The sequence below is a fragment of the Paracoccus sp. SSK6 genome (assembly GCF_039770665.1).
Lineage (GTDB): Bacteria > Pseudomonadota > Alphaproteobacteria > Rhodobacterales > Rhodobacteraceae > Paracoccus.
The window spans coordinates 84679-100202 of record NZ_JBDPNJ010000004.1 but is presented as its reverse complement, the minus strand read 5'-3'; the positions used below and the strand labels follow the sequence as shown (position 1 = coordinate 100202).

Sequence of the window (15524 nt, the reverse complement as noted above, 5' to 3'; positions counted from 1 at the left end):
GGTCGCGCGGCACCGGATGGGCGCGGCACCTCACAGGCTGTCCGCCAGGCACCGTCCTTCGCGCAGCCGCAGCAGGCTGTGGACCCGCGTCGCCGCGATCTCGCCCTGGGCCATGGCGACCGCGATCTGGTTCAAGCCCGTCACGACATCGCCGGCGGCAAAGACCTTTTCCACGGATGTGTGCTGATGGGGATCCGTCAGGATGCGCCCATCCTCGGCCAAAGCCACGCCAAGGTCGCGCGCCAGGGCGTTCTGTGGGACGATGCCCAGACCCGAATAAACGGCGGCAAAGCCAAGCCGTTCGTCTCCGAACCGGATATCCACCCCGGTATCGCGGAAATCCCAGGCCGTCGCCCTTTCCCTGACGATCCGCACTCCGGCATCGTCAAGCTTGGACTGGACATCTTCCGACACCGCAAGGTCATCGCCAAGCGTCAGCAGGGTGACCTGCGGCGTGTAATGGCACAGGAACAGCGCCTCACCTGCCGCGCAGTCCTGGGTGCCGATGACCGCCACGGGTTTGTCGATCAGCTCATAGGCGTCGCAAACGGGACACTGGCGGACAAGGCCGTTGCGGATATGCTGGATGATGCCCTCCAGCGGGGGAACACGGTCGCGCGATCCGGTGGCCAGGATGATGTGATCCGCGACGATCGGCTGACCCGCCTGGACGGAAAACCTGCCGTCCGGCAGCCGGGCGGCATCGGTTGCCTGGGCGGACAGGCAGGGCACGCCGTATTGCTGCATCTGCTGCCGCATCCGGGCCAGCAGGTCGTCGCCGCGAATGCCGTCGGGATAGCCGGGATGATTGTGCGACCGGGGGATCAGGAAGGCCCGGCTTTTGCCGCCATCGACCAGGGCGACCCGCCGCCGGAACCGCGCCAGATAGATGGCGGCCGTCAGTCCCGCCGGGCCGCCGCCCACCACCAGGCAGTCATAGGTGTCCTCAACCATCAGTGCCGTTCCCGCCGCCATTGCCAGCGGCCCGCAGGCCGCCTTCGGGGCCGCCGGGATCCACGTCGGGGCGGCGCAGGACGCGGGGGCGGAACAGGATCTCGTCCGTGCGGTCGATCAGGGCGAAGCGATCCGCCAAGGGGTGGTCAAGCCGGATCGGATTGACCCGCTTGTGCCAGGTCCGGCGCAGCCGGTCCAGGACGGTGGTCAGGATCTTTCCGGCATGGTCGTCCTGTCCGGTCCCCAAGGCCTGCGCAAGCTGCCCGGCATCGGCGGCCTGCGCCGTTTCCAGCGCGTCGGCGATGGCAAAGACCATGATGTCCCATTCAAGATAGGTGGCGCCGATCTGCGCCTCGTCCCCACTGCCGATGCCCAAGCCGTCGGTGGGCTTGGTGCGCCAGGTCTTTTCGGGAACGCCGACCGCGCGGGCAAGCCAAGGGATTTCCCACGACTTGATGAGGCCCTGCACGGGGGCCAGGTCGCCCACGTCGCCGTGCAGGGTCCAGAACCCGGCGCCGAGTTCGGAAAAGTTGTCGGTGCTGGCGACAAGGCCGCCGAAGCGATGCGCCTGGTCGTAAAGCGCGATCATCCGAAGGCGGGCGCGGACATTGCCCCGCCGGGTCCGGGCGGCTTCGGTGTCCTGGTCGGGAAGCGCCGCGTCAAGCCGGCCCAGGCCGTCCACCATGACCCCGTATTCGGCCGAAAGATCCAGGTGGAAATGCTCGATCCCCAGGGCCGTGCAGGCCTCGATCCCGCGTTCGGTTTCCTCGGGGTTCTGGTGGATGGGAAGGGTGAAGCCGATCACGCGCCAGCCCGCCTGCTTGAACAGGGCCGCCGTCAGCGCCGAATCGACCCCGCCCGACATGCCCAGGACGGCGGTGCCGATCCCCGCCTGCTGGCGATAATCGGCAAGCTGCCCGATGATCCTGTCCCGCACCTGTTCAAGCTGCGCCTCGGACAGGAACAATCCCCGGTCGATCTGCGCCTTCAGGCGGTGGTCGAACCACGGGTTGAGCCCCCCGGCGGCTGCCTGGCGCGACAAGGCCAGGATTTCGGAATAGGCCATGATCCCTCTCTTTCCCTTTGCTGGCGTGGAACACTCTGCGCGGATGGGAAAGCGCGGCCGCTGGCGGCCGGCTTCCCCATGCGCCCGCAGCCCTCAGATATCGGCGCGCTGATCGCTTGCGGACAGGCTGATATACTTGCGCACGACGCCGGGTAGGCCCGATTCGATGTCAGCGGCCATGGCGCGCTCCTCGGCCAGGTTCTGCTGCAGCAGGGGAATGGCCGACTGTCCGCCCGCCTGTTCCGCAGCGGTGATCAGCGCGGTATAGGCCGCGATCTCGAAATGCTCGAAGGCGAAGTTCGCAAGCGAGTTCTTGAGGATCTCGTCGCTGGCCAGGCTGTGGGTCACGGCGGCCATCGACCCGCTGAAGGACAGCATGGTGTCCTTCAGCCCCGACGCGGATTCGCCCAGGCTGTCCAGGATCTCGTCGATCCGGCGAAGCTGGCCTTCGGTTTCGCGGATATGGCGGTCCAGCAGGGCCGAGACCTCGGGATAGTGTTCAAGCCGGTTGAGCTGCGGCTGCATGATCGAAAGCGCCTGGTTTTCCATGGCATGGGCATTGCGCAGTCCAGCCAGAAAGACATCATGTGCGGGATTGGTCACGGTTCTTTTCCTTTGTTGGAACGGCTGTTCAGACCAGCGGAAGCTGCCGGCATCCTGGCCAGAGCAGATGAAACAAAAATTTCGGGCATCTGTTCCAAGGCCGCGCCCGGAACAGGACCGAAACCGGATCTTCCCGGCCGCGCCCGCCGCAAACCAGGATGCCAGATGCAGGCGGTGACGGGACTCACTCCAGGCATGGAAAGGGCCTGCCGGGACACAACCGCTGCGCTGCATTGCGCCCGATTTTCCTTTCAAGCGATAAAGGAAGGATAAAGGCATAATTATCATCCACATTATTTATTTTTTCATGATCATTAAATGTGCTATATTATGGCCAATATCATTTGCATCTTCTTAAAACCTTAAACCGTCAGGGACTTTCATGTTCAGGAACCGTCGCATCGCTGGCGGACCACGGTATCTGTTGGCCTTTGTTCTGGCCTTTTCGATGTCCGCCGCACAGGCGCAAGAGATTTGCGGCCCGGCCTTGGCGGGTTGCGACATCCGGTCCGATGGCGAATGTCTGGCGCGGACCTATGCCTGCGGGGAATACGACACCATCATCGCGGGCCTTTTCGCCGAGACGCTGGAGCCCACAGCAGACCAGAAATACTATCTGGGCGCATCCTTCTTCCAGCGCCAGATCCGCGAACGCGCGGCGGGCGGGCAATGCGAGATGGTCAAGTTCGCGCGCGAATACCTGGCCGATTACCTGACGCAGGTGGACGCGGAATTCACCCGCAGCCAGTCCTTCGGCACGCTGCGGCAGATGGACCAGATCTATCATGCCAACCGGATGCTGACCGATGTGGGGCAGGTGCCCGGTTGCCCTGAATCCGCCCTGACCCGCGCCCGCATCGCCACCGTCGCCCAAGGCCAGGCGGACCGCTATTCCCGCGACGTGTTCCTGCTGCCCCCGCCCGAGGCGTTGGACGCCTTCGGCACGCTGCAACTGGCGCTGCGCGGTTTCGTCAGCAAGGCGTCGGACCTGGAAACCGGGATCGCGTTACGGCAGGTTGAGCTGCGGTCGGCGGCGACCCATCTGGGCGCGATCCGGGTGATCCTTGCCGATGTCTTCGGCCCGGTCAGCGGCAGCGGCGCGCAGGTCGTGGCGGATACGTCGATCCTGGACGGGCTGCTGACCCGCACCCGCGACATGCTGCGAGAGGTCGAGCGCCAGGAGGACGCCTTCGCCGCCGCCCTGGGCGGGGTGTCGCCCGAGGATTACGCCCGGATCCGGTCGGAAACGGTGTCGGCGGCGGAAGCCTATCTGAAGGAATCGGCGTTCCACATCAACATGGTGGGCATCCTGCTGCCGACCGACCCGGCGCGGCCCTTCTGGCAGTTGCGCGACAAGGTGCAGGCCGACACGCCGGGCCGGATCGCGCAGGACCATCTGGCGCAGATCCGCGCCGACTGGGCCGCCCATGGGCAGCGCAGCGGCATCTGCCAGCAGGCGGGCGCGGCCAGCCGCGTATGGTACTGCCGATGAGTGCGTGGCGTCATATCGGCTGGGCCATAGCCGCCCTTTTGTGCATCGGTGCCGCCCATGCACAGGTGACGCGGCCCGGCTATTCCTCGGCCAAGCTGGGGGACTTGTGGGGCCGCACCCTGGGCAGCGCCGCGCCGCAGCTTGACCTTTACCGCGCGCTTGCCCCTGCGGGCGATCTGCCCGACCCCGCTGCCGCGCCTGCCCCCGACCTGGGGATCCCCTTCGGCGGCACCGTCCTGGGCGAGACCGCGACCGGGGGCGGCACGCAGCAGCGGGTCTTTCCGGTCCTGCCCCTGCCATCGGCGGATGCGGCGGTGCTGATGCCGCGCCTTGCCTGGTCCGAGATGTATCTGGCCCGCTATCGCGCCTTCACGCCCTTTTCCACGGACACGGCCGATGATCTGGCCCGGCTGACCGAACGCCAGTATGCGGCGGGGCTGGAGGCTTGGCTGATCACGGCGCGGCTCTATTTCGCCGCCCGCGACCTGCCCGGCAAATGCGCCCGCCTGACCCGGTTGCGCGAAATCAGCGCCGGGCCGCTGTCGGGCATTGCCGCCGATCGCCTGCCGCCCGCATGGCGCGACCTGCTGTCCGTGCGCGACGCAGCCCAAGCGCGGCTGGAAGATGGCGCCTTGGCCGCCCTGGTCTGCGCCATCCAGCCGGTGCGGGGCAGGGCGGAAACCGTGCGGCTGGTGGAAACCCGCGTGCGCGAGAAGATCGTGGCCGAGGTCCGCGCCAAGGTGTCCGACACGCTGGTGCTGCTGGACGCCTCGGCCGAGACCTTCACCGATCTGGTCAACCGCATGGACGTGACCATTGCCTCGGCCGCGATCATCGAACTGGAACGGGTGCTGGGCAATGCGGCGGCCAACATGGTGCTGGTCCGGGACGATCAGTTGAACGCCGCGCAGACCCTGCAGACCCTGGCCGCGACCGACCTGTCGTCGCTGAACAAGCCGGCCGAACTGGCCGAATTCGCCGAAGGCCGAGCCCGGATGGACGCCGTGACGGGCCAGATCGGCGCGGTCCTGGCCGAACTGGCACATCTGGCCGATCCGAACGACGGCGATCCCGCCCTTGCCGGGGAACTCGCCCCCTGCGCGGCGTTGCAGGGCCTTTACGACGGGCTGGACATGTCGCGCGACAGCGGCGCGCTGACCGCGCAGGTCAGCGGCCCCTATACCGCTTGCCTGAACGCGGCCCTGGGAGCCGTGGGCCGGATGCAGACGCCCGATGCCGATACCGCGCTGATCGCCGAACTGGCCCGCCATGTGCGCCAGATTTCCGAGACCCATCTTGCAACGGTGTCGCCGTGATCCGCGCTTTCGCCCTGCTGCTGTTCCTGCTGCCCGCCCTGCCGTCGCAGGCCCAGGAAACCTGCCAGAGCATGGATCCGGCGGCTGCCGTCAACCGCGCGGGAGAGCTGACGACGCTGCTGCAGATCGCCAATTTCCGCGCCGACGTGACCTATATGGGCGATGTCGCCGCCGAGCTGGAAGGCTTCCTAGCCACCTGCGGGGACGAGGCTGTGGGCCGCATCGCCCAGGTCTGCAATGTGGACTGCCACCTGCAGCTTGGCCGTTACCGCCTGTTTTTGGCGGCCGAACTGCCCTTCCTGTCCAGCGCCTCGGGCGTGACCCGCAACGACAGCCCGCTCTCGCCCCAGGCCGCGCAGGAGATGGGACGGCTGGGGATCGAGGTCGTGGACCGGGGCCTGCGCGTTCTTGCCCGGCAGCAGGGCGGCGGCGGGGATGACGGGGGCGAGGCCAGCTATCGCACCTTCGTGCGCGATCTGGTGTCGCTGTCGGCGCTGAAGGTGCAGTTGCTGATGAACACCGGCGACATCTGGTATCAGACCGTCTCCGAGGCGCGGCTGAAGCAGCTTGACTTCATGATCGCCGAAACGCTGGAAGCCGCGCCGGGCGCGGGCGTGGACAGCCAGCCGAACCTGTCCAAGGCCTCCACCAATTACGAAGCCGCGCTGTGGGTCCTGGTCGAAACCCAGATGGATGTGCCCGGACAGGCGACCTATGACGACCTGCGGGCCGATCTGGACCTGCTGGAAAGCGACCTGACGCGGCGGATGGGAAGCCTGCGCCGGGGTCACCTGTTCCTTGACATCGACCCCATGCAGTTCACCACCATCCCCTTTGAACAATTGCAGCAGCGCCTGGCCGAAACGCGCCAGGAACTGGACGTGATCGAGGGCCGGGTCGAGGCGATCCTGGAACGCTGGCACGCGGGCAAGCTGGGCGAGGCCACGCGCGTCCTGGACGAACAGCGTACCATTCGCGGCCAGCAGGTGAACCTGGCCGCCCACCGCATCGGCAAGCTGGAACACGAGGCGCAGGTCTTTGCCAACGAGGTCCAGGCCCAGGTGAACGCCATCGGCGCGCAGGTCGATACCTTCGCCTATCGCCAGCAGATCCGGTCGCTGGAAGTCGCGCTGTCCACCCGGCTGGCGGAATTCGAAAACCAGCGCCGCCAGTTGCAGCAGCGCAGCGAGTTGGACCTGCTGGTCCTGTCCAAGGAAGCCGCCGCCGAGCGCCGGAACGAGCTTCGCTGGCTCATCAGTTGGGAAATGACCCGGATGAACCTGGATCTGCAGATTTCGTCCCTGGAAAGCCAGATCAGCGAATACGACCGCCAGACCGCGCGCAACAGCAACCAGATCGAACAGCTTGGCCGCCAGCGCGCGATCATCGCCACCCAGATCGCCACCGCCGAAAACGGCATCGCCGAGGCCGAGGCCACCATTGCCGAAATCGAGACGCGCCGCACCCTGGTCTTTGCCCTGACCCGCCGCGTCGCGCGCGAGGATATCTGCGCCATCGAAAGCCAGCTTGCCTTCATCGGCGAACTCATCGCCACGCCCTTCGCGCCTTCGCTTCCGGGCGAAACGGCCTGCGCCGTGCCCGCGCCCGCCTTCACCCGGACCACCTATGTCGGCCAGATGTGCGGCACCGGGGGAGAGCCCGGCCTGCGCCAGAAGCTGCTGACCGCCCAGTCCGAGGCCCGCGCCTTCGTGATGAAATGCGTGGTGGGCAGCGCCGATTTCGCGGACCTTCAGGCGATCATCCCTGGCAGCGACCTGATCGATGCGGGCATCGACCTGCCCGCCGAATTGGCGGGCGTGGACTGCGGCAGCTTCACCCAGACGGAAACCGCCTTCGCGCGTGAACTTTATGACGCCGAAAAGGCGTCGCTGGAGGAACAGGCCGCCAGCTATGCCGAGACCGCCGGGCAGATCGACAGCCAGATCACCTCGGTCATCGCCTGGGCGGCGGGCTTCAACGGCACCGTGATCGCCGCGCAGACGGGGCTGACCATCGCCGAAACGGTGCTGGCCACGGCCTCCCTGGTGCCGGAAACCACGGTCGCGGCGGCGGGGCTTGCCAGCGGGGTTTATACCTCGATCAAGGTGGACAAGTCGGCGCTGAACACGGTGAACGCGCTGCGCACGATCCTGTCCACCATCGTCAGCGTGGGCCAGGTCACGCAATCGACCATGGCCCAGGTCGATGCGCTGAACCGCCAGTTGACGCAGATCGCCCAGGCCAACCGGCAGTTGGACCGGCAGAAGGCCATCAAGGCCATCGCGCTGCAGAACACCCATTTCAAGCTGGCGGGCCAGCTTGCCTCGGGGCGCGAGGAATTGCGCCAGCTTGCGCTGCAAGGCTCGCTTGCCGCCGTGGATTGCGAACGCGAGGCGCTGTCCATCGACGAGCAGGTGGCCCGGCTGCGCGCCGATCACGCGCGCAACCTGGCGTCCCTGGATCTGCGGGCGTCGGAAAACGACCTGCTGTCCTTCCAGATCGCCAGCCAGCAGCGCACCATCGAACGCCACCGGAACGACATCGCCGTCCTGAACCTGGAACTGGACAAGGTGGGGCTGAACGAGGCCCAGCTTGCCGATGACAACGCCCGCATCGCCCGGCTGGTGGACGAGACGCGGTCCCGCATCACCCGCGTCGATCAGGCCCGCGCCACGGTCGAGGGGCTGGCCAGCCAGTCCGACGCCCAGACCAACATCATCGCCGAGTTGCACGACCGCCAGCAGGCGCAGATGCTGGCCCTGACGGATGCCGAACTGGGCTTTGTCGAAAGCCGCATCCAGGGCGAGACCGCGAACACCGAGACCCTTGTCGCCGGGCTGAACGAGGCGACCGGCCTTGCGCTGAAGAACCGCGAATTGCAGGGCCAGATCATCGACTTCCAAGGCTCGATCCTGGCCGAGGTGGGGGCCGAGCAGGAAAAGCTGACCGAACTGGTCAGCCGCATCGACGATCCCGCCGAACGGCGCAACCTGTTCATCGCCAACCAGGAAACCCTGTCGCAACTGATGAAGGGGATCCCCGATTACCTGACCGCCAAGCGCCGCGCCATCGAGCAGGCCAACCAGCTTCTGCACCTGATGCGCCGCCGCTTCGTGGTGGTGAACGCCGTCACCGGGACGGAAACCAAGGTGCCGCAGGTCTATGTCACCAACGCCACCCAGCTTGGTGCCCTGGTCAACGACATCGTGCAAAAGCGGTTCTTCGACGAACGCCAGATCAACATCGACGTGGCCCAAATCGTGATCCCCGCCAATTCCGGCTTCGCCCGCCGCCTGGCCCTGACCGAGGCCGTGGATTTCGAGATCAGCCCCTTCGCCTCGACCGAGGCGCTGATGCGCGAGAACGGCTATTTCGCGCTGTGGTCGCCCAAGTTCGCCCAAAGGCGCAACCTGACCCTGATCGACACCTTCGTGGGCACGCAATACCGCTGCACCGGCGCGCAATGGAACCGCTTTGCGCTGACCCATCGCGGCTCGGGCTTCGTCTTCCGCCCGGTCGCCGAAGGTTCGCGCGAAGTGTCCGCCGACCTGCTGGTCGGGCCGGAGCGGCTGGCGCTGCAGACCTTCTTCAACCTGGCCGACAGCCAGGCCGAGGTGAATTCGGTCATCCGCTACTGGCTGCAGGACCGCTTCCAGGTGCGCAGCTTCCCCCGCCCGCAGGGTCCGCCCAACGACAGCCAGTCCACGCTGCCCTATCTGGGCGCGCCCGTCGCCGCCGCCTATCGGCTGTCGCTGATGCCGTCGGACTGCCCCTTCGACGGCGCGGTCTTCACGCTCTATGTCATCTTCGCGAGCGCGCCATGAGACATGCACTCGCCCTTGTCCTGCTGTGTGCGGTCCCGGCCCAGGCGCGCGACCTGTTCGTGGACAACCTTGCCGGCTACATGGTCGAAGGCCGCGTGCTGAACGCGCCTGACTGCGCCTTTCCCGCCAATGCCGCGCCCGACCGCCAGCCCACCGCGACCGATGCGCTGGAACGCGGGCTGTGCCTGTATCACCGCGCAAACCGCAGCGCCGATGACGAGGACGCCGCCATCCGCGCCCTGGACGAGGCGCAGGTGCGCGGCCTGCCGCCCGTGCCCCAGCAGCTTGCCACGCTGGTCTCGGGCCTTGCGCGCTGCGCGGGGGCCGACCGCCACCTTGCGGCCTTCCGTGCGTCCGGCGGGCAGGCGGAGTTCGAACGCACCCTGTTCTGCCGCGACCGTCGCGGCGCGCAGGCCGATCTGGACGCGATCCGCTGGGATCATGCGCTGTTCGAATATGCCGAAGGGCTTGGGACCGGGCGCAGCATGGACGCGCGGTTTTCCGAAATGGCGGCCTGCCATGCGGGCGCGCTTGCCCCCGATTTCGATGCGGAATGCGGGTTGATCTCGAACCTCACGGATACCGAGATCGCGACTTTCGTGGACGAGGCGGCGGACGCATCCATCGCGCGGCATTTCAGCGGCGTCGAAAGCCCGATCACGGCGATGTTCTCGCGCAAGCTGCGCCGGGCCGAGGGGCTGCTGGAAACGGCCGAGGCCGGGATTGCCGGACTGGCGACCCAAGCCGCCGCTGTCAACGCCGAACACGCCGCCCTGCAGCGCGTCTATGAAGCGGCGCGCGACGAGAAGATGGGGCCGATCTATGACAATTACCGCAGCGCCATCCTGCGGGCGACGGCGATCCTGGACGAATTCGACCGCTGGAAAGGCGGGCTGTTCATGACCGCCGAGAACGTGAACCTGCGCCCCAAGATCACCGAACGGTCGGGCGAACTGGCCGAGGAAGGCACCCGCGTCACGGACTTGGCCTTTGCTAGCACGGCGGCGGATCTGGTGGCGCAGATCCGCAGGCTTGCCAATGCCAGGGAGGAAAACCGGGCGCTGACCGACCAGTTGTGCCGCATCTATTTCTGCGAGCTTCTCAGCCGCCGCGCCAGCCCCGACACGATCCGCGCCTGCCGCCGCCCGGCCCTGGCGCAGAACCCCCTGTGCCTGAAGCCCGACGGCACGGTCGCGGATGGCACCCTGCGCGTGACCTTCGACGGCACGCCCCATGCGGCCGAAATCGGCGCAATGTGCCGCGACGCGGGCCTTGATCCGGCCTTCGCCGTGCCGGGCCTTGCCCCTGCGCAGGCCGCCGCCTGCCTGGCGGGGATGCCATGATGCGCCTCATTGCCCCCTTGCTGCTGGTCGCAAGCGCGGCAGGGGCCGAGCCGCCGGGTCTGGCCGTCTATGTGACGGATGAGGGCCAGGACCGTTACGTCGCCCTCTACGACACCCAGGCGGTCGAGCTTGCGGGCTGCACCGGCGTCACCCAGGCACGCAACCTGCTGGCCCTGGCCGACACCGTTCAGCCCGCCGAACAGACGCAGGCCGCGCTGACCGAAGGATTCGCCCTTGGCGCGGCCCCCCGCATCCCCTGTTCGGAGGCCGACTTTGCACTCGATTGGCCCGCCGCGACGGGCATCTGGGCCGATCCGGGCGGCAGCGGGCGCTATTACCTGCCGATGCCGGGCGGCCCCGGCTATGCCGCGCTGCCGTCGCGCTGCACGGGCCTGCGCACCGTCTTCGCGATCCGCGCGCGGCTGCAACTGCCCGGCGTGCTGCTGGGCACCGGCCTGCCGCCCGACCTGGGCGACGGCCCCGCGCTGGTGCTGGATTGCGGCGACGCGCAGCCGGGGCAGGGCACCACCATCCCGACAACACCCCAAACCGCAGGCGCCTGGAGCCTGCACCGCTTCGACACCTTCCTGTCCGAAGCCAGCGCGGGCGACACCATCCCCGTCCTGCGCTTCCGCCCGTCCGAGACCGCGCCCGCCGGCTATCTTCCGGTGCTGCGCGTCGATGGCGTGGACACGCGCGACACCCTGCTGGCAGGCGGGGCCGAGGCCGCGCGGCTGGAGGACGCCCTGGCGCGCCTGATCGGCGCCGACCCGGAAACCCCCGTGACCGCGCTTGGCGGAGAGGCCGTGGCCGCCCTGCGCGTGGCGCTCTATGCCGACCTGTGCCTAACCGGCTGCGTTGATTACGCGCATCGCCATGCGGTGTTTCTGTCGCCCGACAGCGACCTGGGCGTGACCGTCATCGACCCGCCCGCGCCCGCCACGCGCATGGACCGGCTGGGCAGCGTGGCGCAGGTGATGACCTATGCGGAAGGCCGCAGCCTGTCGCTGGTGGGCTGCGACGGGCTGGCCCAGGCGCTTGGCATGGTTGCCAAACCCGGCGACGACTGGCAGGCCGCCGCAGCCGCTGCCGTGGACGATACCGCGCCTGCCGCGACGATCCTCGACTGTCGCGCCTCGGGACCGGACCTGTGCCTGCGCCGCGTGGCCGAGGGCGGGGCGCTGACGCCCGCCATGCTGGCGCCCGGTCCCGACTGTCCCGGTGCCGCCCGGCTGCGGGTGGAACTGCCCGCTGCGCTGACGCTGCCCACCGCGCTGACCCTGACCGGCCCCGCCTTCGCGCAGGTGGAACTGGCCCCCGCGCCGGGCATCGCGCGCAGCACCCTGACCATCACGCCGTCGCGGCTGGCGGCATCCGACGGATCCTGCGTGCTGGCCCCTGTCGATGCGCTGATCGCGGCAACCGGCGTTCCCCGCCTTGTGCTGACCGCCATCGACCTGCGCCGGGCGCCCACTCCCGAAGGCCCGGCCGCGCGCGAGGCCCTGGGCATCCAGGTCCAGTCCGGCGCGCTGGTCCTGAATGGGTCCACCATCGACGCCTCTGATCAGCCTTTGCAACGCGGCATCAACCTGTGCCTGGCCGATCTTTACGCCACGGACAGTTCCGTGACCGCGCAGGCGACGGCGGTGCAGGCGCTTGCATCCCGGCTGTTGCTGACGGGCCGGTCCGATGCCGCCCTGCGGCTGGCGGCGGGGCGCTTCGGGATGCTGCTGATGCCGGGGACCATGACCCGCCTGTCGCAGGTCGAGATCATTGCCGCCACGCCGGTGGTGCTGCGCGGCGCCTTGCTTGACGGCGGCTCGGTCGTCCTTGGGGCCGAGCCGGGCGCGCCGGGTTCGGGGATGCAGCTTGAACGCGCCGCGCGCGCCGACCTGACCATATCGCGCATCGCGGGGTTCCGCTGCGCCGTCAGCTTTGCCGACGCGGCCTCGGCCTCGCGGCTGATGCTGCCGGGAAACGACCTGGCGCGGGACAACACCCACACGGCCTGCGGGCCGGGCCGACTGGAGGTGCTGGAATGACACGCACGGCTTTCCTTGGCCTATTTCTGGCGCTTGCCGCGCATCCGCTGGCGGCGCAGGAACCGCCCCGCATGGTCCTGTTCGAGGATCCGGCCCTGTCGGGCGACCGCCTGCATTACCCGCTGCTGATCAGCGAGGGGCGCGGCTATCGCATCGCCTGCGCCACCCAGGCGGATGAGGAAAAGGTGATCCGCGGCCTGGGCTTTACCTCGGTCCCGTCCGAGGTGCTGACCGCCGTGGATCCGGTCATCGTGGCGGCCCGGCCCGGCGACAACCCGGCCCTGTGCCCGACCGCCCCCGATTATCCCATCAAGGCCTATGCCGCCGAAGGGCCGTCGGGGCTGACCCATTACCTGCATTTCCCGGTCGAGCGGGGGGCTGCCACCTTTGGCGACCGCCTGTATGTGCCGGAATGCGCGGGGCTTGCGGCCGCGCTTGGCATTGACCTTGCCGCCGCCACCGCCGCCGATCCCACGCCTTTCTTCGCGGGCAAGATCCACACCATTGCCTGCATCGCGGGCGATCCGATCCAGCCCGCACCCACCAGCTTTGCCGCCTGGTGCCGCAAGGCCGACCGGACCCCGGCCCAGACCGCGACCGTCATGGCGATGCTGGACGCCACGCCCGGCGGCATTTCGGCCATGGGCGATCCGGCGGCCTGCAACGCGGCCGATGCCTTCCTGCGGTCCATCACCACGCTGGATCTTGGCGGCAAGGACGTGCAGTCGCTGGAACCGCTGGCCCATCTGCCGCAGTTGCAGACGCTGCTGTTGGCCGACAACCGCATCACCGACCTGCGGCCTTTGCCCAAGCTGACGGCGCTTGGCCATCTGGACCTGTCCGGCAACGGGCTGACCAGCGTGGCGGCGCTGGCGCCCCTGACGCAACTGACGCGGCTGGATCTGTCGGACAATCCCGTGACCGACATCCGCGCCTTGGCCGCGCTGCCGCTGCTGACCAGCCTGTCGCTGGACCGCACGGGCGTGACTGACCTGCAGCCCCTGCGCTTCCTCGTCGCGCTGACCCGGCTGACGCTGTCCGGCAACGGCCTGACCGGCGCGCAGGTCGAGCCGCTGACCGCGCTTGGCAACCTGACCCTGCTGGATCTGTCGCAGAACGCCATCGAGGATTTCGCCCATCTTGGCAGCTTTCCCAGCACGCTGGACATCGACCTGACGGGCAATCCCATCGTGCAGGCCGGGGGCCAGGATTTCCTGGACCTGTGCATCCTGGACCGGGATGCCGCCACGCCCTTTGGCCAGACGATCCGCGCCGTGGTCGATGCCATGGGCGGCGGTTCCTGCCAGACGGCCAGCGACGCGCTGCGGGCCACGACCGCGCTGGATCTGTCGTCGAAGATCCTGACCGACATCCGGCCCCTCGGGGTGCTGACGCATCTGACGCGGCTGGATCTGAGCGGAAACGCCATTGCCGATGTGACGCCCCTGGCCGGGCTGACCGAACTGGTCGAACTGAAGCTTGCGGGCAACGACATCACCGACATCCGCCCCGTGGGCGCGCTGCTGAAACTGCAGGTCTTCGACGCCTCCGACAACCCGGTCCGGCTGGACGATTTCCTGTCCGCCTGCCTGATGCGCCACCACAAGAATCCCGCCGCCGAGGACCAGCCCCTGCTGTCCGAAGACCAGATGCTGGAGGTGACGGCGCTTCTGGCGGGCAGCGGGCGGACAGATTGCCAGCCCGCCGCGCAGGAACTGGCGCAACTGCACGCGGGCGATTTCTCGAATGCCGGGCTGCGCACGCTGTCCTATTTCGGCATCCTGCAGAATGTCCGCGCGCTTGGCCTGGGCAACAACCAGTTGTCCGACGTGACCGGCCTGACGGGGCTGCCGCACCTAACCGACCTGGGGCTTGGCCGCAACCAGATCGGCGCGCTTGGCACCGTTCTGGGGCTGGGGCGGCTGGAACGGCTGTCCCTGGCCAACAATCCCATCGCCGGGCTGAACGGCATCGCCGGGCTGTCGCGCCTGAAGTCGCTGGATATTTCCGGCACCAATATCAGGCTGATCGGTCCGCTTGCGCAACTGCCGAACCTTGAATCCGTGCGGATGCGCGACCTGCCCTTGGCCTACGAAAACCTGCGCGACATGTGCTTTGTCAACCGCTTCGATCCCATCGCCATGGGCACCCTGCGCCCCTTCATGGAGGCGCTGGCCCCTCTGATGGCCGGATCGGGCGTCGCGCCTGACGACTGCGCGGCGGTCGAGGTCTGGGCCAATGACCGGCGCAGCCTGAACCTCAACAAGAAGAACATCATCGACATCGACCCGGTGCGCTTCTTCCCCAACCTGGAAGAGCTTTACCTGTTCGACAACCTTGTCACCGACCTGCGGCCCCTGACCGGGTTGGGGCAACTGAAGACGCTGAACGTCGCCACCAACCGCCTGTCGGCGCTGCCGCCCATGAACAGGTCGCTGGTGTCGCTGGACTTCGACAACAACCTGGTGACGGACCTGTCGCCCTTGTCGGGGATGGCGGTCCTGGGCAGCCTCAGCGCGCGCAACAACCGGATCGAGACGATGGCCCCGCTGGCCGGCACCGGCCCGCTGAACCGGATCGACCTGCGCGACAACCGCATCGGCACGGTGCATTTTGGGCTGCTGGACCGGACCTATCTGGGCGGCAACCCGCTTTGCGTCAGCTTCGGCTTCATGGATCCATCGGTGGTCGCCGCCTGCAACCGCACGCCGCCATTGATCCTGCACGGCGTGGACGTGATCCAGAACTGGGGCGAGATCGTCGTCCAGCCGAACGAACGCTTCCTGACCTGCAACCTGACCAACAGCTGTATCGACCGACAAATCAACCCACGCATCTTCGTGCGGGAGGGTGGCATCGCCATCAACCGCTGAATTCTTCGACC

9 protein-coding genes are annotated in these 15524 nt (G+C 67.9%); 6 read left to right on the top strand and 3 right to left on the bottom strand.

Features of this window, described 5'->3' with window-relative positions; genetic code table 11:
- Window positions 1–30: 30 nt before the first annotated feature.
- The 3 genes from AAIL68_RS04675 to AAIL68_RS04665 all read right to left on the bottom strand — a co-directional run bounded on the left by AAIL68_RS04675 (window position 31) and on the right by AAIL68_RS04665 (window position 2623).
- Window positions 31–954: an NAD(P)/FAD-dependent oxidoreductase gene (locus AAIL68_RS04675; protein ID WP_347138397.1), complete on the bottom strand. Its 924-nt coding sequence runs from the start codon at window positions 952–954 to the stop codon at window positions 31–33.
- On the bottom strand, window positions 947–2020 hold the full coding sequence (gene nadE / locus AAIL68_RS04670) for an NAD(+) synthase (RefSeq protein ID WP_347138395.1): 1074 nt from the start codon (window positions 2018–2020) through the stop codon (window positions 947–949). The genes AAIL68_RS04675 and nadE overlap by 8 nt, the downstream gene beginning before the upstream one ends.
- 93 nt (window positions 2021–2113) lie before the next feature.
- Window positions 2114–2623: a ferritin-like domain-containing protein gene (locus AAIL68_RS04665; RefSeq protein WP_347138394.1), complete on the bottom strand. Its 510-nt coding sequence runs from the start codon at window positions 2621–2623 to the stop codon at window positions 2114–2116.
- 382 nt (window positions 2624–3005) lie between these two features.
- On the opposite strand from AAIL68_RS04665, the gene AAIL68_RS04660 reads away from it, so the two are divergent.
- The 6 genes from AAIL68_RS04660 to AAIL68_RS04635 are packed head-to-tail and all read left to right on the top strand — an operon-like array spanning window position 3006 to window position 15513.
- Window positions 3006–4115, top strand: a complete 1110-nt coding sequence (locus AAIL68_RS04660) for a hypothetical protein (protein ID WP_347138392.1) — start codon at window positions 3006–3008, stop codon at window positions 4113–4115.
- The gene (locus AAIL68_RS04655; protein ID WP_347138391.1) at window positions 4112–5431 is read left to right on the top strand and encodes a hypothetical protein; all 1320 of its coding nucleotides are present in this window, start codon (window positions 4112–4114) and stop codon (window positions 5429–5431) included. Before AAIL68_RS04660 ends, AAIL68_RS04655 begins: the two co-directional genes overlap by 4 nt.
- Complete coding sequence (locus AAIL68_RS04650; protein WP_347138390.1) at window positions 5428–9255, top strand: hypothetical protein; 3828 nt, start codon at window positions 5428–5430, stop codon at window positions 9253–9255. Before AAIL68_RS04655 ends, AAIL68_RS04650 begins: the two co-directional genes overlap by 4 nt.
- On the top strand, window positions 9252–10598 hold the full coding sequence (locus AAIL68_RS04645; RefSeq protein ID WP_347138389.1) for a hypothetical protein: 1347 nt from the start codon (window positions 9252–9254) through the stop codon (window positions 10596–10598). The genes AAIL68_RS04650 and AAIL68_RS04645 overlap by 4 nt, the downstream gene beginning before the upstream one ends.
- Window positions 10595–12640 carry a hypothetical protein gene (locus AAIL68_RS04640; protein ID WP_347138388.1) on the top strand — a complete coding sequence of 682 codons (2046 nt, stop codon included), beginning with the start codon at window positions 10595–10597 and terminating at the stop codon, window positions 12638–12640. The genes AAIL68_RS04645 and AAIL68_RS04640 overlap by 4 nt, the downstream gene beginning before the upstream one ends.
- Window positions 12637–15513 carry a leucine-rich repeat domain-containing protein gene (locus AAIL68_RS04635; protein ID WP_347138387.1) on the top strand — a complete coding sequence of 959 codons (2877 nt, stop codon included), beginning with the start codon at window positions 12637–12639 and terminating at the stop codon, window positions 15511–15513. Before AAIL68_RS04640 ends, AAIL68_RS04635 begins: the two co-directional genes overlap by 4 nt.
- Window positions 15514–15524: the final 11 nt, after the last annotated feature.

Excerpts from the sequence above, each read along its gene's own strand:
- AAIL68_RS04675 (WP_347138397.1), bottom strand. The coding sequence starts at position 954 with ATGGTTGAGGACACCTATGACTGCCTGGTGGTGGGCGGCGGCCCGGCG.
- nadE (WP_347138395.1), bottom strand. The coding sequence starts at position 2,020 with ATGGCCTATTCCGAAATCCTGGCCTTGTCGCGCCAGGCAGCCGCCGGG.
- AAIL68_RS04660 (WP_347138392.1), top strand. The coding sequence starts at position 3,006 with ATGTTCAGGAACCGTCGCATCGCTGGCGGACCACGGTATCTGTTGGCC.
- AAIL68_RS04655 (WP_347138391.1), top strand. The coding sequence starts at position 4,112 with ATGAGTGCGTGGCGTCATATCGGCTGGGCCATAGCCGCCCTTTTGTGC.
- AAIL68_RS04645 (WP_347138389.1), top strand. The coding sequence starts at position 9,252 with ATGAGACATGCACTCGCCCTTGTCCTGCTGTGTGCGGTCCCGGCCCAG.
- AAIL68_RS04640 (WP_347138388.1), top strand. The coding sequence starts at position 10,595 with ATGATGCGCCTCATTGCCCCCTTGCTGCTGGTCGCAAGCGCGGCAGGG.
- AAIL68_RS04635 (WP_347138387.1), top strand. The coding sequence starts at position 12,637 with ATGACACGCACGGCTTTCCTTGGCCTATTTCTGGCGCTTGCCGCGCAT.